The organism is Marinomonas primoryensis (genome assembly GCF_013372285.1).
GTDB lineage: Bacteria > Pseudomonadota > Gammaproteobacteria > Pseudomonadales > Marinomonadaceae > Marinomonas > Marinomonas primoryensis.
Genome location: NZ_CP054301.1, coordinates 3,807,501 through 3,830,209 on the forward strand (window position 1 = coordinate 3,807,501; position 22,709 = coordinate 3,830,209).

Annotated in this window: 21 protein-coding genes and 1 rRNA gene (1 of these 22 only partly in view); 4 read left to right on the forward strand and 18 right to left on the reverse strand. The window is 44.6% G+C overall.

Going from position 1 to position 22,709, the window contains the following annotated elements; all coding sequences use genetic code 11:
- From MP3633_RS17705 to murJ, 7 genes are all read right to left on the reverse strand, one after another.
- A 16S ribosomal RNA gene (locus MP3633_RS17705) occupies positions 1-27 on the reverse strand; it reaches 1,514 nt to the left of the window's first position.
- A 490-nt stretch (positions 28-517) separates the two neighbouring features.
- On the reverse strand, positions 518-1,468 hold the full coding sequence (gene ispH / locus MP3633_RS17710; protein WP_176336529.1) for a 4-hydroxy-3-methylbut-2-enyl diphosphate reductase: 951 nt from the start codon (positions 1,466-1,468) through the stop codon (positions 518-520).
- The gene (locus MP3633_RS17715; RefSeq protein ID WP_176336530.1) at positions 1,465-1,896 is read right to left on the reverse strand and encodes an FKBP-type peptidyl-prolyl cis-trans isomerase; all 432 of its coding nucleotides are present in this window, start codon (positions 1,894-1,896) and stop codon (positions 1,465-1,467) included. Before MP3633_RS17715 ends, ispH begins: the two co-directional genes overlap by 4 nt.
- On the reverse strand, positions 1,893-2,384 hold the full coding sequence (lspA, locus tag MP3633_RS17720) for a signal peptidase II (RefSeq protein ID WP_425324750.1): 492 nt from the start codon (positions 2,382-2,384) through the stop codon (positions 1,893-1,895). Before lspA ends, MP3633_RS17715 begins: the two co-directional genes overlap by 4 nt.
- Positions 2,385-2,398: 14 nt before the next feature.
- On the reverse strand, positions 2,399-5,221 hold the full coding sequence (gene ileS, locus MP3633_RS17725; protein WP_176336532.1) for an isoleucine--tRNA ligase: 2,823 nt from the start codon (positions 5,219-5,221) through the stop codon (positions 2,399-2,401).
- 27 nt (positions 5,222-5,248) lie between these two features.
- A complete protein-coding gene (ribF, locus tag MP3633_RS17730; RefSeq protein WP_176336533.1) occupies positions 5,249-6,184 on the reverse strand; it encodes a bifunctional riboflavin kinase/FAD synthetase in 936 nt (311 codons plus the stop codon).
- Positions 6,185-6,321: 137 nt separating this feature from the next.
- Positions 6,322-7,890: a murein biosynthesis integral membrane protein MurJ gene (murJ, locus tag MP3633_RS17735; protein WP_176336534.1), complete on the reverse strand. Its 1,569-nt coding sequence runs from the start codon at positions 7,888-7,890 to the stop codon at positions 6,322-6,324.
- A 232-nt stretch (positions 7,891-8,122) separates the two neighbouring features.
- Between murJ and rpsT the strand changes: the two genes are divergently transcribed.
- Positions 8,123-8,386 carry a 30S ribosomal protein S20 gene (gene rpsT / locus MP3633_RS17740; RefSeq protein WP_012071893.1) on the forward strand — a complete coding sequence of 88 codons (264 nt, stop codon included), beginning with the start codon at positions 8,123-8,125 and terminating at the stop codon, positions 8,384-8,386.
- Between the two features lie 67 nt (positions 8,387-8,453).
- Here the strand turns inward: rpsT and MP3633_RS17745 are convergent, their stop codons facing one another.
- From MP3633_RS17745 to rplU, 5 genes are all read right to left on the reverse strand, one after another.
- A complete protein-coding gene (locus MP3633_RS17745; RefSeq protein WP_176336535.1) occupies positions 8,454-8,816 on the reverse strand; it encodes a diacylglycerol kinase in 363 nt (120 codons plus the stop codon).
- A 14-nt stretch (positions 8,817-8,830) separates the two neighbouring features.
- Positions 8,831-9,955, reverse strand: coding sequence for a glutamate 5-kinase (proB, locus tag MP3633_RS17750; protein WP_112135108.1), 1,125 nt, complete (start codon positions 9,953-9,955; stop codon positions 8,831-8,833).
- A gap of 26 nt (positions 9,956-9,981) precedes the next feature.
- Positions 9,982-11,172: an Obg family GTPase CgtA gene (cgtA, locus tag MP3633_RS17755; protein ID WP_112135110.1), complete on the reverse strand. Its 1,191-nt coding sequence runs from the start codon at positions 11,170-11,172 to the stop codon at positions 9,982-9,984.
- A 108-nt stretch (positions 11,173-11,280) separates the two neighbouring features.
- Positions 11,281-11,538 (reverse strand): 50S ribosomal protein L27, encoded by a 258-nt coding sequence (gene rpmA / locus MP3633_RS17760; RefSeq protein ID WP_012071897.1) that lies wholly within the window; start codon positions 11,536-11,538, stop codon positions 11,281-11,283.
- Between the two features lie 31 nt (positions 11,539-11,569).
- Positions 11,570-11,878: a 50S ribosomal protein L21 gene (gene rplU / locus MP3633_RS17765; protein WP_112135112.1), complete on the reverse strand. Its 309-nt coding sequence runs from the start codon at positions 11,876-11,878 to the stop codon at positions 11,570-11,572.
- Positions 11,879-12,160: 282 nt separating this feature from the next.
- Here rplU and ispB point away from each other — a divergent pair, with 282 nt between their 5' ends.
- Entirely contained in the window at positions 12,161-13,141 is a 981-nt protein-coding gene (ispB, locus tag MP3633_RS17770) for an octaprenyl diphosphate synthase (protein WP_112135114.1), read from the forward strand.
- 44 nt (positions 13,142-13,185) lie between these two features.
- Here the strand turns inward: ispB and MP3633_RS17775 are convergent, their stop codons facing one another.
- A complete protein-coding gene (locus tag MP3633_RS17775; protein WP_176336536.1) occupies positions 13,186-14,082 on the reverse strand; it encodes an alpha/beta fold hydrolase in 897 nt (298 codons plus the stop codon).
- A 286-nt stretch (positions 14,083-14,368) separates the two neighbouring features.
- Between MP3633_RS17775 and fabA the strand changes: the two genes are divergently transcribed.
- Together fabA and fabB are read left to right on the forward strand one after the other, a co-directional pair.
- The gene (gene fabA / locus MP3633_RS17780) at positions 14,369-14,884 is read left to right on the forward strand and encodes a bifunctional 3-hydroxydecanoyl-ACP dehydratase/trans-2-decenoyl-ACP isomerase (RefSeq protein WP_112135118.1); all 516 of its coding nucleotides are present in this window, start codon (positions 14,369-14,371) and stop codon (positions 14,882-14,884) included.
- Positions 14,885-14,910: 26 nt separating this feature from the next.
- Positions 14,911-16,125 carry a beta-ketoacyl-ACP synthase I gene (fabB, locus tag MP3633_RS17785; RefSeq protein ID WP_112135120.1) on the forward strand — a complete coding sequence of 405 codons (1,215 nt, stop codon included), beginning with the start codon at positions 14,911-14,913 and terminating at the stop codon, positions 16,123-16,125.
- Positions 16,126-16,205: 80 nt separating this feature from the next.
- Here fabB and MP3633_RS17790 read toward each other — a convergent pair whose 3' ends face one another.
- The 5 genes from MP3633_RS17790 to ssb all read right to left on the reverse strand — a co-directional run bounded on the left by MP3633_RS17790 (position 16,206) and on the right by ssb (position 22,673).
- Positions 16,206-16,958, reverse strand: coding sequence for a lysophospholipid acyltransferase family protein (locus MP3633_RS17790; RefSeq protein ID WP_176336861.1), 753 nt, complete (start codon positions 16,956-16,958; stop codon positions 16,206-16,208).
- 14 nt (positions 16,959-16,972) lie between these two features.
- Positions 16,973-18,085, reverse strand: coding sequence for a 1-acyl-sn-glycerol-3-phosphate acyltransferase (locus MP3633_RS17795; RefSeq protein WP_176336537.1), 1,113 nt, complete (start codon positions 18,083-18,085; stop codon positions 16,973-16,975).
- 52 nt (positions 18,086-18,137) lie between these two features.
- Positions 18,138-21,059: an insulinase family protein gene (locus MP3633_RS17800; RefSeq protein ID WP_176336538.1), complete on the reverse strand. Its 2,922-nt coding sequence runs from the start codon at positions 21,057-21,059 to the stop codon at positions 18,138-18,140.
- A 169-nt stretch (positions 21,060-21,228) separates the two neighbouring features.
- Positions 21,229-21,810, reverse strand: a complete 582-nt coding sequence (gene smrA / locus MP3633_RS17805; protein WP_176336539.1) for a DNA endonuclease SmrA — start codon at positions 21,808-21,810, stop codon at positions 21,229-21,231.
- A 125-nt stretch (positions 21,811-21,935) separates the two neighbouring features.
- Positions 21,936-22,673, reverse strand: a complete 738-nt coding sequence (gene ssb / locus MP3633_RS17810) for a single-stranded DNA-binding protein (RefSeq protein ID WP_176336540.1) — start codon at positions 22,671-22,673, stop codon at positions 21,936-21,938.
- Positions 22,674-22,709: the final 36 nt, after the last annotated feature.

Here is a 22,709-nt window from a genome sequence, read left to right on the forward strand (position 1 = left end):
CTGAGCCATGATCAAACTCTTCAGTTAAAAGTTTGCTCACTCAAATCTTATTACACTAACTATAACTTAATCGATTCATCGTCCCTAAGAACAACAAATCAACATAAAGCGATTGCCGTGTAGACTCTCGTAAGACTTCAATTTTTTTGATCAACTACATCTCGGCAAGCCGGTCTGCGATGATCTTCTGAAGCCTCTAGCGAGCGCCCACACAAATTATCTGATTATCTATTTTAAAGAGCGATCTGATCTTCGTCTCAACGTTCTTACTAGGTAAGTGACAAACTGTTGTTTGCGTCGTTGTCCGTGTCAGTGGAGGCGTATAATACAGCCTGAATCTTTTAGCGCAAGCCCTTTTTTAAAGTTTTTTACTTTTGTTTCATACTCATTACAAATAATAGAAAAGGCGCCTAAGCGCCTTTTCTAAAATGATAATTAGATATTAAGGATCTACAGATTTTGTGCAACCCTTTTTTTGATAATTATTTAAATAAACATCAAAAAGATTTTTACCTGGCTAAAGCTCTATAATGCGAAGCTCTTTAGGCATGGAGAAAGAGACATTTTCTTCACGGCCCTTTAACTCTTGAGGAACACTTCCCCCTTCAGCCACAAGACGAGCAATCACTTCATTGACTAACACCTCTGGAGCCGACGCCCCAGCCGTTACACCAACACTAGTAACACCCTGCAACCAAGCTGTATCAATTTCGTTCGCATTATCAATAAGGAAAGCTTTCGCCCCCATACGCTCAGCAAGCTCTTTAAGACGAGTTGAATTAGAGCTGTTAACAGAACCCACAACCAAAACTAAGTGCGACTCTTTAGCTAAGGTTTTTACTGCGTCTTGGCGATTTTGCGTTGCATAACAAATATCATCTTTTTTGGGACCACGAATCATTGGGTAATGTTGACGCAACGTATCAATCACCACAGAGGTGTCATCCATAGACAAGGTGGTTTGTGTCACAAAGGCAAGGCGCTCTGGATTCTTCACAGGAAGGTCAGCCACATCATCAGGGTGCTCTACTAAATAAATAGCACCACCTTGACGACTATCATACTGCCCCATTGTTCCTTCAACTTCAGGATGCCCATCATGACCAATCAAAATACATTCCATACCATCGCGAGAATAGCGAAGCACCTCTAAATGCACTTTTGTAACCAATGGACAGGTCGCATCAAATACTTTTAAACCACGATCTGTTGCTTCGTCTCGAACCGCTTTTGACACACCATGCGCACTGAAGATAACAATATTGTCATCTGGAACTTGATCCAATTCATCAACAAATACCGCACCACGCGCTTTTAATGATTCGACCACAAACTTATTGTGCACCACTTCATGGCGAACGTAGATAGGAGCCTCGAATAAATCTAAGCACCTATTCACAATATCGATCGCTCGATCCACACCAGCACAAAAGCCACGAGGGTTGGCAAGTTGAATTGCAAAACTCATGCAGCCTCCTCGATAGCAACTATCTGCACTCTAAACGTAAGCGAGCGCCCAGCTAAGGGATGATTAAAATCAACCACCACCTCCTTCTCTTCAATATCTGCTATTACACCAGGAAGTTCGTTTTTTTTCATATCAGCAAAAGAAATCACCATACCTTCCTCTAAGTCCATAGCAAACTGAGAGCGAGGCATTCGCTGGAGGTTACTGGTATTATGAGCGCCAAACGCTTTTTCTGGAGACATAACATAAGACGCCTCTTGACCCACCGACATACCTAAAAGGGCCAATTCAAAATCAGGCAATAAGCTTCCGTCGCCAAATACAAAACTGGCCGGTATTTGCGCGAAGTTAGAGTCAACTATTTGGCCATCTTCAAGGGACAATTCAAAATGCAGCGTTACTCGACTACTTTTTTTAACTAAATTCATTCTTTTGCCTCCTCTTGCTTCTTTGTCACCACACTTTCTAGCAACATTAAAACAACACCAATGGTAATCGCACTGTCTGCAACATTAAATGCGGGGAAATACCACGACTGCTGCCAATGAAGCTGAAGAAAATCGACAACATGACCATACATCAATCGGTCATATAAATTCCCAATAGCACCACCTAGAACAAAACTCAAAGCGAGTGATTCGAGGCGATTCGTATTAGCGATTCTAATAAGGCGCCAACTAATACCAACCACAACCGCCAACGCGATCACGGAAAAAAACCAACGCTGCCAGCCTCCCGCTTCCGCCAGAAAGCTAAACGCAGCCCCTGTGTTATATCTGAGCGTTAAATCAAAAAAAGGTAATACTGGGATTTCTTGCCCATAAAACAAATTGGATTCAATCGCTTGTTTCGTCACCCAATCCACAATGAATAGAATGAGAGCCAGCGCCCACCAGCGCTGAACTCGTTTCCACATAATAAGAATCGTCATTAAGCGAAAAGGCGTTGCTCACCTTCTCCGTCTGGTAAGTTAGAAATACAGCGATCGCATAACTCAGGATGAGTCTCACGCAGACCCACTTCTTCACGGTGATGCCAACAGCGAACACACTTAGTATTCTTACTCAACTCAACACGCACTTTAAGCCCATCAAGCTCCGTCGCCACCGCCGCATCGTCAGCTTCAGACAATGGCAGAACATTGACTTCTGAAGCGATCAATACAAAACGCAACTCTTCGCCCAAAGCATTCAAAGTCGCCTGCAAAGCAGCATCACAATAAAGCGTTATTTCAGCGCTTAAGCTGGCCTTCATTTTACCTTCGCTACGCGCCGCCTCTAACACCTTATTAGTCGCTACCTTGGCTTCTAACACATGCGCCCAGAATTCACGTCCCATTGGTTCATCACTCGACAATTCGACTAACCCTTCATACCAAGTTGTCAAGAACACAGATTCGCTGCGCTCACCTGGAAGGGATTGCCAAATTTCATCCGCGGTAAAACTCAAAATCGGTGCAATCCAACGCGTGAACGCCTCCATTACATGATACAAAGCGGTTTGTGCAGAACGACGTGCCAAACTGTCTGATTGCGTGGTGTACTGACGGTCTTTAATAACATCCAGATAAAAACCACCTAGATCCACAGAGCAAAAATTCTGAATTTTTTGATTCACTGCATGGAACTGATATTCGTTGTAAGCCGTATCTAATTCTTTTTGAAGCAGCGCAGCACGATCCACAATCCAACGATCCAGCGCGATCATCTCATTGGCAGGAACAAGATCTTTAGCTGGATCAAAGCCATTTAGATTCGACATCATAAAACGCGCCGTATTACGGATACGACGATACGAATCAGCAACACGCTTAAGGATCTCATCAGAAACTGTCATTTCTGTCGTGTAATCCGTAGCCGCCACCCACAATCGAATAATATCGGCGCCCAAAGTATCCATCACTTTTTGCGGTGACAATACATTACCCAAAGATTTCGACATTTTTCGACCGTCGCCATCCACGGTAAAGCCGTGTGTTAACACTTGTTTATATGGCGGTACACCACGAATTGCGATCGATGTTTTCAAAGAAGACTGGAACCAACCACGATGCTGATCTGAGCCCTCCAAATACAAATCAGCAGGAAAGTTCAACTCTTCACGCTGATCGATAACCGAATAATGCGTGACACCTGAGTCGAACCACACATCTAAAGTATCGGTTACCTTGCTGTATTTTTCAGCATCAGCGCCCAACAACTCTTCTGCGTCGATTTCGAACCAAGCCTCTATACCTTCTTTTTCTATACGCTTAGCCACTTCTTCGATCAATCGCGGCGTTTCTGGGTGAAGCTCTTGAGTTTCTTTATTGATAAATAAAGCAATAGGTACACCCCAAGTACGCTGACGAGACACACACCAGTCCGGGCTGTTATTCAACATCCCTTCCATGCGATTCTTACCCCAGTTAGGCACCCATTTCACGCCGTCTACCGCATGTTTTGCCGCATCCAACAAACCTTCTTTGGTCATACTGATAAACCATTGAGGCGTCGCGCGGAAAATAAGCGGTGTTTTTGTACGCCAACAATGCGGATAACTGTGGAAGATCTTCGATTCAAACACCAAAGCGTTATTACGATTAAGCGCTTCTAATACCGCACCATCTACTTTATATACATGCAAGCCAGCAAATTCACCCGCTGCATCAGAATAAACGCCATTGTCTTGAACCAAATTGATAGTGCCAATGCCATTTTCACGACCGACATTGAAATCGTCTACGCCGTGATCTGGTGCAGTATGCACACAACCTGTACCCGCTTCCGTCGTAACATGCTCACCCAAAACAACGGGAATATCACGCACCAAAAAGGGGTGATCCAAGACAGTACCTTTTAGATCTGCACCAACAATGCGACCCACAATACGGAAGTCAGACACACCGTAACGCGCCATCAAACCTTCAACCATGTCTTCCGCAACGATCAAACGCTCTTTGCCCAAGCCCACATCAACTTGAACTAAGGCATAGTTAAAGTCAGGATGAACAGAAACAGCCTGACTAGCAGGAAGCGTCCAAGGTGTGGTTGTCCAAATAACAACAGATACTTTACCTTCGCCTTCAACATCAGAAAATTTAGCCAATAAGGCCGCTTCATCTTGCGGCACATACCGCACATCTAAAGACAAAGATGTTTTGTCTTGGTATTCAACTTCTGCCTCTGCCAGCGCAGAACCACCTACCACACTCCAGTAAACTGGCTTGAAGCCTTTTACGAGATGGCCATTTTCAGCAATCTTACCCAGCGCACGAACAATATTCGCTTCCGTTGCAAAGTTCATCGTCAGGTAGGGATTTTTCCAATCGCCCATAACACCTAAACGGATAAAATCTTTTTTCTGCTCTTCGATTTGCGTATAAGCGTATTCACGGCACTTTGCGCGAAAATCTTTGTAAGACACTTTCGTGCCGGCCTTGCCAATAAGCTGCTCGACCTTGTGCTCAATCGGCAAACCATGACAATCCCAACCTGGAATATAAGGCGCATCAAAGCCGCTGACAGTTTTTGACTTAACAATAATATCTTTGAGAATCTTATTAACTGCATGACCGATGTGAATACTGCCATTTGCGTACGGAGGGCCATCATGAAGAATAAATGTTTTTCGGCCTTTACTTACATCACGTACTTTTTGGTACAGATCCATATCCTGCCAACGCTTAAGCATTGCAGGTTCACGTTTTGCCAGATCTCCACGCATAGGGAAATCAGTGTTTGGCAAATTCAGTGTCGGTTTATAATCACTCATGGTTTATCGAATTATCCTCAAAGATCATCAGTTCACTGATTGGACAAAGAAACGCAACGCGTCATCTTTATCACATTGAATTTGTTTTTCCAGCGCATCTAAGCTGGTCATTTTTCGTTCTGCCCGAATAAAATAACAGAAAGTCACCTGCACGTATTGATCGTACAGATCGCCATTAAAATCGAACAAATGCACTTCTAATATTGGCGTTTTACCATCAACAGTCGGGCGCACACCAATATTCGCCACCCCATTATGGGAGACACCATCCACCGTAAACATCACAGCATAAACACCAGAAAGCGCAGGTTTAATACCTTTAAGGTGAACATTCGCCGTAGGAAATCCCAATTTACGACCAAGCTGCTGCCCATGAATAACGCGACCACTCAACATCACCAAGTGCCCCATATTCACCTGAGCAGCCAATACATCTCCACACTCTAGTGCATGCCTAACCAACGTACTGCTGACTCGCTCACCAAGAGCATTCATCACTGATGGTGTATTCTCAACATCAAAACCATGCCCACCACCAAACTCTTGCAAGTAATCAAAGTCACCTTGTCGATCACAGCCAAAACGAAAATCATCACCAACCACCAAGTGCTTCACAGACAGCCCATCCAGCAAAACTTGCTGACAAAATGCCTGAGCCGTTAATTGCTGCAACTTAGGGTTAAATGGCATGCAGAGCACATAATCTATTCCCTGACCTTCCAACAACCGTACTTTATCACGCAAACGCCCAATGCGGCCGGGCGCCGTTTCAGGCGCAAAGAACTCTCTTGGCTGGGGTTCAAAAATCATAATCCCCGCAGGTGAATCATACTGCTTTGCTAAGGCTTTGACGCGCGCCAAAATAGCACTGTGACCCAAATGGACACCATCAAAATTGCCAATCGTCAGCACACACTCTTTATGCTTTGAACGGATATTATGAATACCGCGAATTAACTCCATAGAACCCCGTACAAAACAATTAAATCCAGCGTCAAAAAATAACCGCGATTATATAGCAGTTAGCAAGATGAAGGTAGGCCAGAACTTGCACAAGCAGTGCAAACCACACTTCAAAATAAAAAACGCACTAAAAATACCTAATGCTTCAAAATAGAAGGACGTAACCCCGCCGCGACCGCAACCACGCAATACACAAACACGCCGCAAACGACAACCATCAAGGTACAGCCGACTCGATACAAATCGTCCATTTGCGTCCACTGCCAACCCTGCTGCAAAAACAGATACAAGCAAACACCCAACGAAAACGTTGCACTCAACACGATACGCAACAAACGACGCCACTGATCAGAAAACACATGATACTGTTTCTTATACAGCCCGCGCCAAAGCAAAAAGGCATTCAAGCCTGCCGACAAACTTGTCGCGAGAGCCAGCCCAACATGCCCCAGCGGCCATACTAAAATCAGGTTGAGAACCATATTAGACACCATCGCGATAATACCGATGCGCACAGGCGTTCTGGTATCTTGTCTTGCATAATAGCCTGGCGCCAAGACCTTAATCAGCATCATAAACACCAACCCTAGCGAATACGCCTGCAAACTCCGCGCAGCCATCTGCACATCGTTTACCGTCAGCTCTCCTCGGTAAAAAATGGTCGCAATCAAAGGCTCAGCCAACATAAAAAGAGCAAGAGACGACGGAATAGCAATTAATAATAAAATACGCAGCGCCCAATCCAATGTATCAGAAAACTTTGTCGACTCACCCCCAGAAAAACTACGCGACAAAGAAGGCAAAATGACCGTACTGATTGCGATTGCAAAAATGCCCAAAGGCAGTTCATACAACCGGTCCGACAAATATAACCACGTGATACTGCCAGTTTGTAGAAAAGACGCTAGCACTGTATCCAGTAGCAAATTAATTTGACTGACCGACACGCCAAATAGCGCCGGGCCCATCAAAAGCAAAATACGCTTAACGCCGGGGTGGCGAAAACCCAACCTTGGCATTGGTAATAATTGAAGCTTCGCCAAAAACGGCACTTGAAACAGCAGCTGAATCAAACCCGCAAAAAATACACCCCAAGCGACGGCAGTTTCCGCTTGAGCCGCCGAACGAGCAAAAAACAAGGTGGCAATGATAAGAGAGATATTCAAAAAAATAGGCGTAATTGCGGGGACTGCATACTCTCCATGGGCATTTAAAATACCACCAGCCAACGCCGTTAATGAAATGAACAACAAATAGGGGAATGTAATCGTCAGCAACTCAGCCGTTAAAGCCGACTGCTCAGAACCAACAGAAAAGCCCGGAGCAAACACATACACCACCCAAGGAGCACATAACATAAACAGCACAGTCACAAACAACAACACCAACGCAAGCGAGCCTGACACCGCTGCAACCAAAGCACGAATCTCGGCTTTCGTTTCATTAACACGGTAATCACTTAAAACAGGGACAAAGGCTTGAGCAAAAGCACCTTCTGCAAACAATCGCCGAAAAAAATTAGGGATTTTAAACGCCACATAAAACGCATCTGCGCTGCCACTCGCCCCTAAAACATAAGCCAAAGTGGCGTCTCTCACCAAACCCAAGATACGAGAAAGAAAGGTACAAATAGAAACTAAGACACCAGAACGTAATAAAGACAAAGACTTACGTTCTTTGCCAGATGAGGCATTTATTTCAGACATACAATCCCATAACGCAGCCAATAAAAATATCGCCCAAGAATAACACCTGCAGATACGGTAACGCAGCCAAATATATAAACTCATTTCCCTAATATTTGTATAATAGGGTTGTGACAACGCTAAAAACTGGTAAAATCCGCCGCGAGATTTTAAAGTTTAAACTTGACATTAATTTCATGACGCAGCAGAGTGCTGAGTCATTTCTTATTCCAAAAATTAAAGGAGCCAGACCGTGGCAAATTCCGCCGGTTCAAAAAAACGCGCGCGCCAAGCTGTTAAAAGCCGCGCTCACAATGGTAGCCTTCGTTCAATGGTTCGTACATACTTGAAAAAAGTAGATGCGGCTATCGAAGCAGGCAATCAAGCTGACGCACAAGCAGCTTACGTTCTAGCAACTTCAAAGCTAGACAAAGCCGCTGATAAAGGCCTATATCATAAAAACAAAGCAGCTCGCCATAAGAGCCGCTTGAGTGCTAAAATCAAAGCACTGGCCTAATACCTATAAAAAAACCGGCACATGCCGGTTTTTTTATATCTTTTCATCGTACCGCAATCTAAAAAAACTAGCTAAATAGAATTACCAGCCACACAACCGCCGCAAAAAACAACGTCAGCATAACAGCAGCAGAACCTAAATCTTTTGCTCGCCCAGAAAGCTCATGATGCTCATGACTAATTCTATCAACAACCGCTTCAACACTTGAATTCAGAGTTTCAACAATCAACACCATGCCAACGGAAAAAATAAGTAACGCTCGTTCCAGCCCACTGCCGCCAAGCCAGATAGCAAAGGGCAAAGAAATCAAGAACAAACACACTTCTTGACGAAAAGCCGCTTCGTGTTTCCACTGCGCCTGCAATCCCTGTGATGAATACTTTAAAGCGCTCAATACTCGATCTAAACCCACCTTTCCCGGCTTTGCCATGATAACGTCAACCTTTAAATAATAACCAAATCATCGCGATGAATTAATTCAGGCTCACCCTTGTAACCCAGAATATCACCAATACTAGACGATGCCTTACCAAGCAACTTAAGCGTTTCATCGACACTGTAATTCACCAAACCACGAGCAACTAAACCACCTCGCTCATCAACACAAATAACCATATCTCCGCGAGAAAAGGTGCCCTGGGCATCTTTGACACCAACAGGCAATAAGCTCGTTCCTTCTTTTCGCAACGCCTTTACCGCTCCGTCATCCAAAACCAAAGCACCACGACTCTTCAGATGACCCGCCAACCACTGCTTACGCGCAGCGACTCGACCGTGCTCTGGCTGCAACCAAGACCCTAACAATTCACCAGCCGCCACCCGAACAATGACATTTTCTTCACGACCTGAGGCTATCAAGGTATCTGCCCCTGAACGCGCAGCTAGACGAGCCGCACGCACCTTAGTCAACATACCACCGCTCCCCAAAACGCCAGCGCCACCACTCGCCATAGACTCTAAACGATCATCCGATGCTGAAATATAAGATATCAATGTTGCATCTTTATGATCACGTGGGTTTTTGTCAAATAAGCCCTGCTGATCTGTCAAAATAATTAACACATCTGCTTCGACTAAATTGGCCACCAGAGCCCCCAACGTATCATTGTCACCAAAACGAATTTCGTCGGTTACAACCGTATCGTTTTCATTAATAATAGGTACAACACCGAAACCAAGCAGCGTTCTCAACGAAGAGCGAGCGTTTAAATAACGTCGACGATTAGATAGATCATCATGCGTCAGTAGAATTTGCGCCGTGCACAAGCCATGTTTCTCAAAATGTGACTCATAGACGCCGACTAGCTTCATCTGACCAACAGCCGCAGCGGCCTGCAGCTCATTTATCTGCGTGGGGCGAGAAGAAAAACCAAGGCGCTTCATACCAGCTGCAATAGAACCAGAAGAGACTAAGACAACTTCCTTTCCTTGCGCCCGCAACTGAGCAATTTGAGCAACCCAAAGACCAATTCGGGCAACATCTAACCCTTGACCATCGTTTGTCAATAAAGCACTGCCTATCTTAACGACGATACGCTTTGCCTTAGCAATTTTTTCTCGCATTTCCATGATACTACCGCTTCCCACCAAACAGATTAGCTAACGTATTCCACTTCGACATCGTAATCATCTTCATCAAAGTCATCATCGTCCAGCGGCTTACCTGCCTTACGACGCTTCTCACGTAATGACATAATACGATTCCGACCCTCTTCATCGATCAACGTACGCATTGCTTTTTCTTTTTCACGCGCTTCAGCACTCTCAGCCAACAACTCTCGCTGTTCATCCAACGCCGTCATCAGATCCAGACAAAGAACTTCTGTACCATCACCAGAAATTGCAGAAATTCGGTAAGCCTTACCTTCCCAGCCCAGCGCATCCGTCACACTTTTACAGCGCTCCTCCAATTCGTCTTCTGGCACCATATCGGTTTTATTCAATACCAACCAACGATCCCGCTCTGCCAAAGCAGGGCTAAACTGATGCAATTCATTGACGGCAATCACAGCCGCTTCTGCAGGTGTAATTTCGTCCCAAGGCGCCAAGTCGACAATGTGTAGCAAGATACGGTTACGTACCAAGTGCTTCAAGAATCGAATACCAAGACCCGCACCTTCAGACGCCCCTTCAATAATTCCAGGAATATCGGCAATTACAAAGCTCTGGTGCTTCTTCACTTTTACCACACCAAGATTCGGCACCAAGGTTGTAAAAGGATAATCAGCTACTTTTGGCTTGGCAGAAGAAACCGCACGAATAAAGGTTGATTTACCTGCATTAGGAAGACCTAACAAACCCACATCCGCCAAGACTTTCATCTCTAGCTTCAATGTACGCTCTTCACCTACCGTACCTTTCGTCGTCTGTCTTGGCGCACGGTTAGTACTTGATTTAAATCGAGTATTCCCCAAACCATGATGACCACCTTGAGCCACTTTTAACGTTTGACCGTCACGAACAAGATCCCCAAGCGTCTCGCCCGTATCGTCATCGATTACGGTCGTTCCAACAGGCACTTTAATCTCAAGATCCGGCCCTTTCGAACCCGTCATGTCTTGGCCTTGACCCGTCTCTCCACTCTCAGCAATGTATTTTTTCGTAAAACGAAAATCGATCAGAGTGTTTAAGGCTTCATCGGCCACCAGCACAACACTGCCGCCATTACCGCCATCACCACCATCAGGACCGCCTTTAGCGACGTACTTTTCGCGCCAAAAGCTCAAACAACCATTACCACCCTTACCCGCTCTTACATAGATACCGGCTTCATCAACAAATTTCACAGATACACCTCTTCGGTGGATTATCAGAATCAACAAACTCTGATTATAGAATTCTTCCAAAAAAAAAGCCCCGCGTCGCGGAGCTTTTTTTAAGTTTTTAGTAAGTGATTAAGCAGCTACGACAGAAACTGTACGACGCTTCAACTTACCTTTCACTTCAAACTTCACTTGGCCTTCAACAACAGCGAACAAAGTGTGATCTTTACCAATTTGAACACCAACACCAGGGTGGAACTGAGTACCACGCTGACGAACAAGAATGTTACCCGGGATCACAACTTGACCACCAAAACGTTTGACACCTAATCGTTTCGACTCGGAATCGCGACCGTTACGAGTACTACCACCCGCCTTTTTATGAGCCATGACTTACTCCTTAAATTTGAATAGTTAGCGCTTAGTTAATACCAGTTATTTTCACTTCCGTGAACCACTGACGATGACCCATACGCTTCATAGAATGCTTACGACGACGGAATTTCAAAATTTTCACTTTGTCTCCGCGACCATGAGCAACAACCTCAGCCGTTACTTTAGCGCCTTCTACAACTGGTGCACCAACTTTAATGTCGTCGCCATTGCATACAAGAAGAATGTCGTCGAATTGAAACACGCCACCTTCTTCAATAGCTAATTTCTCAACTTTAAGGGTTTGGCCTTCTTCTACACGGTATTGCTTACCGCCAGTTTTGATCACTGCAAACATGTTTATCTCCAATAAGATTTATCCGGCTACTGAAATTGAATTTGACCTACGTCTAGTGGCAATAAGTTTCTGACCTAGTTGGACAAAAATTACTAACCATATGATAGGGAGCAAAATGTGGATAAATCGGACGCGAGATTGTACAAAATCACACCACTCAACACAAGCTAAAAGCAATGTCTTTATACATTTTTCGCATTTTAGGTTGACCCTGACACAAGCCTTACCTAGCATGAGGCACACTTGCTGATCAGCGTGAGACTATTTAGCTTCGGAAATTGCATGCAACCTATACAAATACATGACGTTGTGGCCAATGAATTTGGCCAAGTGAACGAGTATATTGTGTCACAACTTAGTAGTGACATCCCTTTAATAGAACAGATCGGCTACTACATCATTAGCAATGGTGGAAAGCGACTGCGGCCACTATTGGTATTATTGGCGGCAAGAGCCAGCGCAGAACTCGATACAACCAAACTTAATCAAGCTATTCAAATGGCAACGATTATAGAGTTCATCCATACTTCTACCCTGCTACATGATGATGTTGTCGATGAATCCGACATGCGCCGTGGCAAAAAGACCGCTAATGAAGAGTGGGGCAATGCACCGAGCGTCTTGGTTGGCGACTTCCTGTATTCTCGCGCCTTTCAAATCATGGTCGATGTTGGCAGCATGCGATGCATGAGTATTTTAGCAAAAACCACCAACATCATTGCCGAGGGCGAAGTTCAACAACTCATAAACTGCGGCGACCCAGACACATCAGAAGAAAGCTACCTAAAGGTTATTCAGTACAAAACAGCCAAACTGTTTGAAGGCGCAGCACTTTGCGGCGCCGTTATAGCGGATGCAAGTACTGAATTTCAAGAAGCGTTACGACAATACGGCATGTATGTTGGCACCGCCTTCCAGCTCATTGATGACGTCATGGATTACACCAGCACGGCGGAAGAAATGGGCAAAAGTGTTGGCGATGATCTTGCTGAAGGCAAACCCACCTTACCGTTAATCTATACAATGAAATACGGTGAGAAAGACGCCGTTGAGCGAGTAAGGCAAGCCATACTCACAGGTGGACTAGAGCAGCTAGAAACCATTATTAATGACGTGCAAAACTGTGGTGCGATTGAATACACACAGCAAAAAGCACAAGAGCAAGCGGATTTAGCAATCATTGTTATCGCTTCGCTACCAGAGTCTGAATACAAAACGGCACTCATTGCCTTAGCAAATGCATCAGTAAAGCGCCGTAACTAATCTCCCATTAAAAACCAAACACAGACACATCAAATGTGTTTGGTTTATTTCTCCCCTTTCAACACATTGATCACAGCGTCAGCCGCCATAGTAGTATGCTGCTGCATAAAACAATGCCCTCCCTCGACCTCAACAACATGGATATTTGGGTTACGCTTTGCCGCAAGCTGATAAGCCTCCTTAAAGTAATCAAAGGTGTCTTTGCCCTGAATAATAGTGGTCGGCACAGAAATATTAGCGATTGCCTTCCAAAGTCCTTTTGGGTAGCTTGAGAATATGGCGGCTTCCATCCATGGCGGGCACCCCAGTTGATAGTGCCCTTTTTCATCTCGCTTAATCGATGAGCTAATATAATCGTCTAGACAAGCATCTTCCCAACCTTTAAACGTTCCCCTTTCATAAAAACTGTTTTTTACCTGAGAGAAGCTTTCCCATTGAGTACGACGCCGACGAGCCTGCCTTACCAAGGGTATCTGACTTTTCAAGCCTGTTAGTTTTACACCTCGCATCATCCACAATAGTCGAGGAGGAAAAAGTGCGGGATCCAACAAAACCAGACGATCAAAAAGAGAAGGCGTCTTCTCGCTCATCAAAGCCGTCATACAACCACCAAAACTATGACCAAGACCAATCAGTTCCGTGTTAGGGAGCATTGCTCGCTGCACATTCAATGATTCAGTAAAACGAGAGGCCGTCACATTCCAACCGACAAACCGCTCACCAGACGTTGATTCACCATGACCCGCCGCATCCTGCATAATCAAATTATAGCCATCGAGTTTTTCCAAAAAATGCTGGTATGTCTTTACCGAAAAACCATTACCATGAAGAAAATGAATGGTCGGCTGATTTTTCTCAATCTGACTCAGGTATCCCTGAATATGACCACTGCCTACTTGATGCTGCCATACGGCTAGATTTGTATTTTTTTTCACTCTCATAAGGGCTCTCAAACCAGTAAGATATTACCAAAGCAAATATCCTAACAGAAAAAATAAACGGAAATGGTAATAACAAACACTCTCAAAACCCTCTAATCTTCCCTAAATGCTAGAATTAACATAATAATGATCATTTTTTATTCAGGTAATTCGGTTTTTTTCCGTTCAAACATTCATATTAAGGTTCCAAACCGATATAATCAGCTAGATTTTATACTGCAAACTGGACCACATGAATCCACCTGACCATTTTGAGTCATCGGTTGGATGTGGATATAGGACTATAATGACTACAGCTTCATCTTTTGAAAAAGACGAACTATTAAAATGCGGCCACGGAGAAATGTTTGGTGCAGGCAATGCCCAACTTCCTGTCGGCAATATGCTAATGATGGATCGCATAACACATATCTCGACTGATGGCGGGGAACATGGCAAAGGCGAAATTATTGCTGAGCTAGACATAAACCCTGATCTTTGGTTCTTTGCATGTCACTTCCCTGGCGACCCAGTTATGCCTGGTTGCCTTGGCTTAGACGCTATGTGGCAGCTGGTCGGATTTTTTCTAGGCTGGAAAGGCAATAAAGGTCGCGGTCGCGCACTTGGTTCCGGCGAAGTGAAATTTACAGGCCAAATCCTGCCAACCGCCAAAAAAGTCACTTTCCATATCCAACTTAAGCGCGTCATTGAACGCAAGTTGGTTATGGGTATTGCAGATGGAAGCGTATCCGTTGATGGTCGTGAAATTTACACAGCAAAAGATTTGCGTGTAGGCTTATTCACTTCAACTGATAACTTCTAAAGATTAAGAATGAAAGAGGCACATTTATGCGTCGTGTAGTAGTAACAGGTCTTGGTATTGTCAGTTGCCTAGGTAATGACAAAGAGAGCGTTCTGAATTCCTTGCGCGAAGGCCAATCTGGCATTCGTTTCGCTGAAGATTACAAAGAATACGGTTTCCGTAGCCATGTTTGTGGTCGTATTGACTTAGATGCAAGTAATATTGATCGTAAGATTCGCCGCTTCATGGCTGATGCTGCGACTTATGCTTATGTATCTATGCAACAAGCGATTATAGATTCAGGCCTGACAGAAGACCAAGTATCTAACGTACGTACAGGCTTAGTGGCTGGTTCTGGCGGTGCATCTGCTCAAAACCTAGTTGACTCTGCCGATACATTACGCGAAAAAGGCGTTAAACGCGTCGGTCCATACCGTGTAACTCAGACAATGGGAAGTACGGTTTCCGCTTGTTTAGCGACACCTTTTAAAATCAAAGGCGTTAACTATTCAATCACTTCTGCCTGTTCGACCAGTGCCCACTGTATTGGTAATGCCATGGAATTAATCCAACTTGGCAAGCAAGACATTGTCTTTGCTGGCGGCGGCGAAGAAGAAAGCTGGGCTCAGACTTGTATGTTTGACGCTATGGGCGCTCTATCTTCTAAATATAACGAAACACCAGAAAAAGCGTCTCGCGCTTACGATGCAAACCGTGATGGTTTTGTTATCGCTGGCGGTGGCGGCATGCTCGTTATTGAAGAGCTTGAGCACGCTAAAGCACGTGGCGCGAAAATCTACGCTGAGTTGGTGGGTTATGGCGCAACGTCTGATGGCTACGACATGGTAGCACCATCTGGTGAAGGCGCAGTACGTTGTATGCAGATGGCAATGAGCACAATTGATGGTGATATTGACTACATCAATACTCATGGTACAAGTACTCCTGCTGGCGACATGAAAGAGCTTCAAGCGGTTAACGAAACGTTTGGTGACAAAATTCCATTGATTAGCTCCACTAAATCCTTGTCAGGTCACTCTCTAGGTGCGGCAGGCGTTCATGAAGCTATTTATTGCTTGCTAATGATGGAGAACAAATTCATCGCAGCTTCTGCAAACATAGATAACCTTGATCCAGCGGCTGGCAACATTCCTGTTGTGATGACTCGCAAAGACAATGCAGACCTAAATCTGGTTATGTCTAACAGCTTTGGTTTTGGTGGTACAAACGCCAGCTTGGTATTCAAAAAATACCAAGCATAGAAATTTAAGCCCACAAAAAAGCCGCATTCATTGATGCGGCTTTTTTTATGTTTATAAACCTGACTCTGAAATCTTTTAATCTAAAAAAGGAAATCATTTCCTTTTGGAAGTTTGGCCATCTCAGTACGCATCCAAGCATCCATTTCGTCGTGCAGCTGAGATGTTTTTTTCCCTTCAGATTCAATAATAGGGCCGATAACAACACGAATCGAACCCGGAAACTTACGCCACCGCTTACCAGGCCAAACATAACCAGCATTGTGCACAACAGGCAATATTGGCACATTCGCAGACGTTGCCAGCATAGCCGCACCTTTATTAAAAGCTTCGACTTCATTCGGAGCTATTCTGGTGCCTTCTGGAAAAATCAAAACAGAACGTCCATCTTCTAAACGCTCTTTTCCCTGACTAATGATTTGCTTCAAAGCATTGGTTTTTTGAGAACGATCTATTGCAATAGGCTGCACCATTCGTAGCCCCCAACCAAAGAATGGCACCGAAAGCAGCTCTTTTTTTAGTACTGTCGAAACGGGTGCCATCAATACTTGTAACACATACGTCTCCCATTCACTTTGATGATTTGCCACCAACACAAATGGTCGATTTTTATTAATATGCTCGAGCCCAATGATCTCGACTTTCACCCCACACACAACGCGAAAGACAAACAGCAAGCCTTTATTGTGCAGATTAAGTACTGGCTGACGACAAGCCTTCGGCAACAACACTGTCGCCAAAGGTGCAAGCGCACCAAACAGAATGGTTGAGATCGCATAATAAACAAAAAAGATTATTGAGCCTACCCAAGACCTTAATGACTCCCATACGCCCATTGACACCTTACTCCCTACGGTTGTTTATTCAGATATTTTTGCTGCTGCTTTAATGGATTAGCATACATTGCCAGCACGGTTTCTCTCAGATTCTCTGGACAACGCTCTAGGTAGCTTGAAAAAGCACTGTCTGTCGAAGACTCTCCTTTCTGCAATGCCAACGCCGCTTCATTCGTAGATTGGATCGCATAATGCGTAATAATCTGGCGATCTACCTCGGCGACAAATTCTTCTGGCGTTTCAAAGCCATCTTTAATGACATCACCAAAGGTCACAACAACCTTACCTTTCTGACCGACGATCCCGTTTTTAATACTGTCTATGTCTTCAAACTCTGCTTTTTCATAATTGCCAGTGGTCGACTTCTGATGTAACTCATTCGCCTTATCAAAGGCACACGGATCGTATTCATAGGAAATAGAAACCGGAACAATTTTCAAGTTCGCCATGGCCTCAGCAAACGGTTTTTTCTCTTTTTTCTGGCTCATGTAAAACATTTTTATGATCGCAGGATCTGTTTGATCCAAGCCATCTTTTGCTCGACCTTCTTTTTGAGCAATCCAAATGTTGCATTGGTCCTGCATTAAAGAATGAGTAATATAGCCCGATAGCTGCCCAAAAGCCGCCATCATTTCGCGAATGCCATTGGCAGAACGCTTCACGATAAAACTCTTATTTAAGCGCATAAGATCCGACACAAAAGGACGGCGCAAGAGGTTATCACCGATCGCAATACGTACCGTATTTAAACCAGCCAAATACAATCCATAGTTTACGAAGGCGGGATCCATTGCGATATCCCTATGATTTGATAGGAACAAATAGCCCGTTTTTTTATCTAATTTTTCAATGCCTCGATATTCTACGTTAGAGGTCGTAGTCTTGATCATCCGCTCCATATAGTTCGCAACAATCGACTGAAAATCGTGAATATTAGTAATCTTAGAAATTTGGCGCTTTAGAGCAAACTTAACACCAAATACCAAAGGCCCCCTTAAAAACTTGGGCCATTGGGCAAATCGAAAGCCAATAATAGTATTAACAAAGTCTGGTGTTTCAACCAAGTTATGCAGCACCTCGGCGACCTCATCGTCGTTGTAGGGGCGTATATCGTGAAACTGATCCATTTAATTTTCCGTCAGTAAAAACTGCTTTGTATTTTATTATAAAAATGCCAAATTATAAGGCCTGAATATCAAACCCTAATGCTTCTAATTCCGCACGTTTTGACGTGGATGTTACCACGGCGGTGTTTTCATTCTCTTTGGTTAAATACGTCTTAGCCACTTGCTTCAATTGAGCAATGGTCACGGCTAATATTTTGGCTCGGAACGCTTCTCGGTACGTCAAACTACGACCATGTAAATGGACATAAAAGTCACTTTGCGCTTCGCCAGCGGGCGATCCAGGTTTGTCCATGGAACCAATTACACCAAGAATAGCCTCTTCAAGCGCTTCTTCTGTGTGCGTCTCATTCTGCATCCACTCAATCGAAGCATCAAAATCCGACAAGGTTTCAGTCAAACGCGGATCACGATAAGAGTAAAAGCGGAAAGCGCCCGTACTTCCATCAAAACTCGCACCGCCACCGTAGGCACCACCTTGCTCTCGAATCACCCGGTGCAAAAAGCCATTACGTAGAAAGCCACCCAATACAGTCAACGCTGCAACATCAGGATGATCCCCGCATGCAGTGCGAAACGCTTTACTGCAAAAGCTCACCTGAGTGGATGTTAACCAAGCAACATTCACTTTAGAATCCGCAGGCACTAACGAAAATTTCGTCACTTCGCTACCCATTGGCAAGTCTGCGAAAACAGCCTGAACATCGCTCAATATACTCGCCTCATGCTGGGGTTCAGCTACCAAAAGAAGCTGTTTATTCGCCAGCAATAACTTCGCATGTAAGCGCTTAAATATTGCCAACACACGATCAACGGTGCTGCCATCGGCTTTCATGGAATCATCTAAGGCAATTGCCGCACGAATACCGGACATTCCGCCCCATTTTTCTTGTTGCGCCGCCAACCCAGAAAGCGCACTCGCTGCCGCAGTCATCGCCAGCGAATGACCTTGTCCTGTGATAGATTGCTCACGGCGAGCACGACGCTGAGCAACCAGCTCTTTGACTCGACTTGCTTCATCAAAACGAACATTCAGCATGGTGTCTTTAAGCAATTCACTCATAGCTCTGACATTTGGTACTAACGCTTTAGATGACAAAATAAAATAACCATTAAGCGCTTGTCGGTCTTCAATGGTGGCACGAATGGAGTTGGAAGCACCCAAACCACCACAAACCTGAGCCTGACGTTCTTGAACGATTAAATAGTCTTCTTCACCAATACCTAATTCTGTCATCATCGAAGAGAACAAAGGCAAATACTCTATTTCCTCTTCATCTAGTTCCGGTAAATCTATTACCAATTGCTGGTATACCAAACCATTCGTGCCTTGAGGATAAAAGGTAATTGGCAAATCACCTGATACTTTTTCATTTTCGTATTCAGGCAAACGAGCTGGAACATCTTCCAAGCCCACTTTTGGCAAAATACTCATATCATCAATTTGCGATTGACGCGCTTTTAACGCGGCACTGCGAGCAACAATCTTAGCTTTATCTTCATCAGACAACGCCGCTTTGATTTTGCTTAGTCGATCCGTTTCAGCCTGATTTCGACGCGTTTCTAATGCGTCATCAGGACTCAATGTGATCGATACACGATGTGCGTTTGACAACAATAAGGTTTCAATAAGGTTTGGAATGTATTGTGTATCACGCACTTTTTCGCGCATGGCGTCGATAACCGGATCTAAATCCAGTTGAGCAATAACATCACCATCGTGCACAGCGGTCGACAACCCAGCCAAGATCAGCTGTAACCCATATGGATAGCTACCGCCACCCACTTCACGTTGACTCAATTCCAATTGATGTAACATGGCGTCTACCGACTCTTGTGGCACACCATTTTTTGCGATGTCTTCCAGCGTGGTTAAAATCAATGCCTCTACTTTTTCCGCATCGTCACGTTTCACGCCTTCTAAACCACACATAAAGCTCATTTCTTTATTGCTGTCTTCAAGACCACATAATGGTGACGGCGCGCGACCAAGATCACTGTTTTCTAATACCCGAAGCAAAGGCGAAGCACTGTTATCCAACAATACACTCGAAAGTAGTTGCGCTTCAAATTGCTGGTTTAAGTCGGTACTTTCACCCAGCAACCAACCAACAACCACATGACTGCCATCTTCTTTCACTTCATCTGCCGCATAACCTTCTTCGACACGAACCGGAGAGAAATAACGTTTGGCATACGGCACACTCACTTGCGTCTCTAAGCGTTCAAATCGGCTTAAAACTTTGTCTTCAAATTCGGTTTGCAAGATCTCCGCTGGAATATCACCAAACGTCATAAACACCGCATTAGAAGGATGATAATGCGTACGGTAAAATGCCAACAAATCCTGATAAGATAAATCTGGAATGTCTGTTGGCTCGCCACCGGAATTAAAATGATACGTATTATTCGGGAACAAGTATTTCGTCAAGGTTTGCCACAAGACCGACGTCGTCGAACTCATTGCGCCTTTCATCTCATTAAAAACAACCCCTTTAAAGGTCAAATCCGACTCAGCATTGTCAGGTTCAGCAAACTCTAAACGATGACCTTCTTGAGAAAAATCCAGCTCATCTAAGCGAGAAAAGAACACCGCATCTAAATACACGTCCAGTAGGTTATGGAAATCTTTCTTGTTCTTACTCGCAAACGGATAAGCCGTCCAATCTGAAGACGTAAAAGCATTCATAAAGGTATTCAACGAACGTCGAATCATCATAAAGAAAGGATCACGCACTGGAAAACGCTCAGAGCCACACAATACGGTGTGTTCAAGAATATGTGCCACACCACAAGAATCAGTTGGAACAGTTTTTAAACCGACCAAAAAAACGTTTTCATCGTTTTCTGATGCGATATGAAAATGCTTAGCACCCGTTATGGTGTGCTCAAACTCTTGAACAGTCACATTAAGAGCGTCGATAAACTCACTGCGAAGAAATGTAAATGCAGGATGGTGCGCGGTGCGGTTTGCCATTCTCTACCTCGATAGGATTTTGAATACGATGATTACAATGTTTTGGGGCAGCTTGGATACATTCAAGACAACATAAGTCCAAGACAGCAAAGTGGCGGAATTATAGCAAAAATATGCTATTTACTGCACGAACTAACGTGAACGCTTTCTTTTCAGGCGCAACATGATACTAGCGCTTTTGATGTTTTTCCCAATCTTCCAAACGGGCTTTTTCTGTTTTCTTGAACAACACATAAACGGCGCCTAGATCGCCATGGTGTCGCTGCGCACTGTGAAACGCCATTACCACATCGAGATCTCTAAGCCATTTATTTATATAGCTTTTAATCATTGCCTGATTTTCTGGTTCTGGCGTTCGATCGCCCTTCCCATGCACGATGATCGCCACCCGAATATCATTGCGCATACAATCATCCGCGAATTGATACACTTGCTCGCGAGCTTGAGCCACGGTATGACGATGTAAATCTAAACGTGCCTCAATCCCGTATTTACCTTGCCTTAAACGCTTAAAAACACCGTCTTGGACACCAGAACGTTTATACCCAAGCACATCGTTCGGTTCCACCTTCTCAACGAAATCGTGTGATAAGTGATTTCTGTCGGCTTCTTGAGCAATCGAGGCGGCTTGTTTACGGACATGAAAGTCCACCTGAGGGCCTTTTTTCCGCAGATAGACTTCGTATTTTTTAAGCGGCTTAATTCCCGCCACCTCTTGCGCAAACAAAGATGTGTCATCTTCGTCACTCACCGCCTATACCCCATTATTCATCGACCTTCTTCAGCATCTATATACATAACAAAAAAGACCTGTGCAAACGCGAACAGGCCTTTTTCATTTTAAGCTTAATTAGACATTTTTAATTTATGTAAACCTCAAAAGGGAATGTCATCGTCAAAGTCATCAAAGTTTGGCGCTTGCTGAGGTTTCGGCTCAGGTGCTTTTGGTGCTGGCGCACGCTGCGGAGCGGCCTGCTGAGGAGCTCGTTGTTGTGGTGCCGCTTGAGCAGGCGCTTGTTGAGGAGCATTACCCCAGCTACCAAAGGACTGTGGCGCAGCTTGTTGAGGTGCTGGCGCTTGCTGTGGAGCTTGACCATAACCGCCACTTTGCGGCTGGTTAAAGCCTTGCGGTGCTTGCTGTGGTGCAGCGGCCGGAGCTTGTCCGTAACCACCTTGCTGAGGTGCTGCTTGTTGTGGCGCATTGCCATAACCGCCCTGTCCACCGGCTGAATCGTATCCGCCTTGCTGGCCTGCGTTTCCGCCATCTCCACGACCATCTAACAATTGCATTTCGTTAGCAACGATTTCTGTAGTGTAGCGTTTGATACCATCTTTTTCCCATTCACGAGTACGCAACGAGCCTTCTACGTAAACTTTTGAGCCTTTCTTAATGAAATCGCCCGCAATTTGACCCAGTCGGAAGTTGCCGCGATCCATAAAGGCTACGCGGTGCCACTCGGTGCGCTCTTGCATTTGACCGGTTTGCTTGTCACGCCAACTTTCTGATGTCGCTATGTTCACGTTTGCAACCGCTGCTCCAGATGGCATAAAACGCACTTCGGCATCATTGCCTGCGTTACCAATCAAGATTACTTTGTTTATTCCACGTGCCATGACGTTGTTCTCCAACTAAAAAGATAAAATGATGTG

What these genes read in the sequence shown, in the direction of transcription:
- ispH (WP_176336529.1), bottom strand. Translation starts at nt 1,468, where the DNA reads ATGAGTTTTGCAATTCAACTTGCCAACCCTCGTGGCTTTTGTGCTGGT.
- MP3633_RS17715 (WP_176336530.1), bottom strand. Translation starts at nt 1,896, where the DNA reads ATGAATTTAGTTAAAAAAAGTAGTCGAGTAACGCTGCATTTTGAATTG.
- lspA (WP_425324750.1), bottom strand. Translation starts at nt 2,384, where the DNA reads ATGTGGAAACGAGTTCAGCGCTGGTGGGCGCTGGCTCTCATTCTATTC.
- ileS (WP_176336532.1), bottom strand. Translation starts at nt 5,221, where the DNA reads ATGAGTGATTATAAACCGACACTGAATTTGCCAAACACTGATTTCCCT.
- ribF (WP_176336533.1), bottom strand. Translation starts at nt 6,184, where the DNA reads ATGGAGTTAATTCGCGGTATTCATAATATCCGTTCAAAGCATAAAGAG.
- murJ (WP_176336534.1), bottom strand. Translation starts at nt 7,890, where the DNA reads ATGTCTGAAATAAATGCCTCATCTGGCAAAGAACGTAAGTCTTTGTCT.
- MP3633_RS17745 (WP_176336535.1), bottom strand. Translation starts at nt 8,816, where the DNA reads ATGGCAAAGCCGGGAAAGGTGGGTTTAGATCGAGTATTGAGCGCTTTA.
- proB (WP_112135108.1), bottom strand. Translation starts at nt 9,955, where the DNA reads ATGGAAATGCGAGAAAAAATTGCTAAGGCAAAGCGTATCGTCGTTAAG.
- rpmA (WP_012071897.1), bottom strand. Translation starts at nt 11,538, where the DNA reads ATGGCTCATAAAAAGGCGGGTGGTAGTACTCGTAACGGTCGCGATTCC.
- rplU (WP_112135112.1), bottom strand. Translation starts at nt 11,878, where the DNA reads ATGTTTGCAGTGATCAAAACTGGCGGTAAGCAATACCGTGTAGAAGAA.
- ispB (WP_112135114.1), top strand. Translation starts at nt 12,161, where the DNA reads ATGCAACCTATACAAATACATGACGTTGTGGCCAATGAATTTGGCCAA.
- MP3633_RS17775 (WP_176336536.1), bottom strand. Translation starts at nt 14,082, where the DNA reads ATGAGAGTGAAAAAAAATACAAATCTAGCCGTATGGCAGCATCAAGTA.
- fabA (WP_112135118.1), top strand. Translation starts at nt 14,369, where the DNA reads ATGACTACAGCTTCATCTTTTGAAAAAGACGAACTATTAAAATGCGGC.
- fabB (WP_112135120.1), top strand. Translation starts at nt 14,911, where the DNA reads ATGCGTCGTGTAGTAGTAACAGGTCTTGGTATTGTCAGTTGCCTAGGT.
- MP3633_RS17790 (WP_176336861.1), bottom strand. Translation starts at nt 16,958, where the DNA reads ATGGGCGTATGGGAGTCATTAAGGTCTTGGGTAGGCTCAATAATCTTT.
- MP3633_RS17795 (WP_176336537.1), bottom strand. Translation starts at nt 18,085, where the DNA reads ATGGATCAGTTTCACGATATACGCCCCTACAACGACGATGAGGTCGCC.
- MP3633_RS17800 (WP_176336538.1), bottom strand. Translation starts at nt 21,059, where the DNA reads ATGGCAAACCGCACCGCGCACCATCCTGCATTTACATTTCTTCGCAGT.
- ssb (WP_176336540.1), bottom strand. Translation starts at nt 22,673, where the DNA reads ATGGCACGTGGAATAAACAAAGTAATCTTGATTGGTAACGCAGGCAAT.